This window comes from Phytohabitans kaempferiae (genome assembly GCF_042433955.1).
Lineage (GTDB): Bacteria > Actinomycetota > Actinomycetes > Mycobacteriales > Micromonosporaceae > Phytohabitans > Phytohabitans kaempferiae.
Window position 1 is genome coordinate 1 of record NZ_JBHLUH010000086.1, and the last position, 1,717, is coordinate 1,717.

1 protein-coding gene is annotated in these 1,717 nt (G+C 67.3%); it reads right to left on the reverse strand.

The genetic code is table 11. The features are described from left to right. Positions 1–139: 139 nt before the first annotated feature. Entirely contained in the window at positions 140–1,618 is a 1,479-nt protein-coding gene (locus ACFFIA_RS39080) for a glycoside hydrolase family 43 protein (protein ID WP_377261489.1), read from the reverse strand. Between the last annotated feature and the right edge of the window lie 99 nt (positions 1,619–1,717).

The following is a 1,717-nucleotide window of genomic DNA, read 5'->3' on the forward strand; positions in this document are numbered from 1 at the left end:
GGGATCGGCCGTGTAGATGGTCTGCACGATCGGGTTGTCGGCCCGCGCCACGCCCGGTGCCAGCGTCACCACACAGGCCAGGCTCACCAGCAGGGCCAGGCCGCGCCTCCATGATGTCCTTTTCATGGTGTCCCTCCGATCAGGACGTGATCCGGAAGGTGGCGTCCTGCCGGTCGCTCGCGCTCGAACTCGAACCGAGAGGGTCGATCCGGAGCACGTAGCCGGCGTGCCGCAGGTACCGGTCCGGGAAGTTGTACGACCGGAACGAGGTCCACGCGCCGTCGGCCAGCCCGGCCGTGCGGTAGAACGTCGCGTCCGCGCGGAAACCGGCCGAGCCGTTGTTGGGGTCCAGGCGGATCGCGTAGTTGTTGTGCCGCAGGAAGTTGCCCGGCCGGTTGACCGACTCGAACGACACCGCCGCGGCGTCGGCCAGGCCCGGCACCATGCGCCACATCTGGTCCTGGTAGGGATCGAACGGGTACGGGTCGATGCGGCCGACCCCGTTGGCGTGCCGGACGAAGTAGTCCGGGAAGTTCGACGCCTTGAGCCGTACCCAGTTCGGCGTGCCCCATCGGGAGACCAGCCCGTTGTACTCGGCGTCGCTGATCCCCAGGATCGAGCCGTGCTTTGCGTTCAACGGCGGGGTGTAGTCACGCTGGTTCAGCGCGGTCCAGGAGTTGCCGCCGATGTTCGATGTGGACCAGATGTAGTAGTCGGCGTTGACCGGGCTGAACGAGTCGCCCCACAGCCGCCAGCCGTTGCCCTCGTTGTTCTTCACCAGCAGCGGCGCCTCGATGGCGTTGCCCATCCGCAGCCCGCTGGTGTACGTGGTGAAGCTGTTCGGTGCCCCGGTGCTCGACCGGGCTCCGTAGAGAAGCCCGTTGGCCAGGTTCTTGTAGTACAGGTATGCGACCCCGCCGTCCACGACGATGTCACCGTCGAGCACACCGAAGCCGGGGCTGAAGAACACCTGCTGCGCGCTGACGTTGACGAAGTCGCTGGTGTAGTTGACCATCAGCACGTCGCCGCCGCTGTTGCACGAGTAGACGATGCCGTACTGGCCGCGAGCGGCGTCCCAGAAGGCCGTCGGCGCCCAGGTGTGGGCGTTGAGCGTGTGCATCCGGATCCGCCGGTAGCCGGTGAAGCTGGTGAGGTTGGTCGAGTCCCACACGTGCAGGTACTGGCTGTTCTGGCCGAAGTTGGTGCCCTTGAGGTCGGTGGCCAGCACGACGAAGGTGCCGTCCTGCTTGCGGAAGAGGAAGGGGTCACGCAGCCCTTGCTGCCCCTGTGTCGGTGTGACGAGCGGGTTGTTCTGGTTGAGCGGTGTCCAGTTCAGACCGTCGCGGCTCACCGCCAGGTGCAGGCCGTAGTCCGCGCCCTGGAAGTTGGGCGTCTCAGTGAAGTAGGACATCACGTAGGCCGTGTTCGCCGCCCACGCGACGCCGGGCAGAGCGACCGCCGAAACGGCGGAGAGGGCGCCGGAGGCGGCGACCCCTTTGATGAGCGCTCGTCGGGAAAGAGCCACGATGCTGACCTCTCTGGGAGTGTTGTTTTCCGGGTACGCGGGGATCGATGTCACCTGGAGCGTGGTGCTCCCGTCGGCGAGCGGGAGCAGCACGGGTTCCTCAGCAGGTGGGGCTGGTATGGGTGAGCGGGCCCTTCCGCCGGGTCGTTGCCGGACCGCGGCGGCTTCGCCCGCAGGACCGCCGCGGGCCGC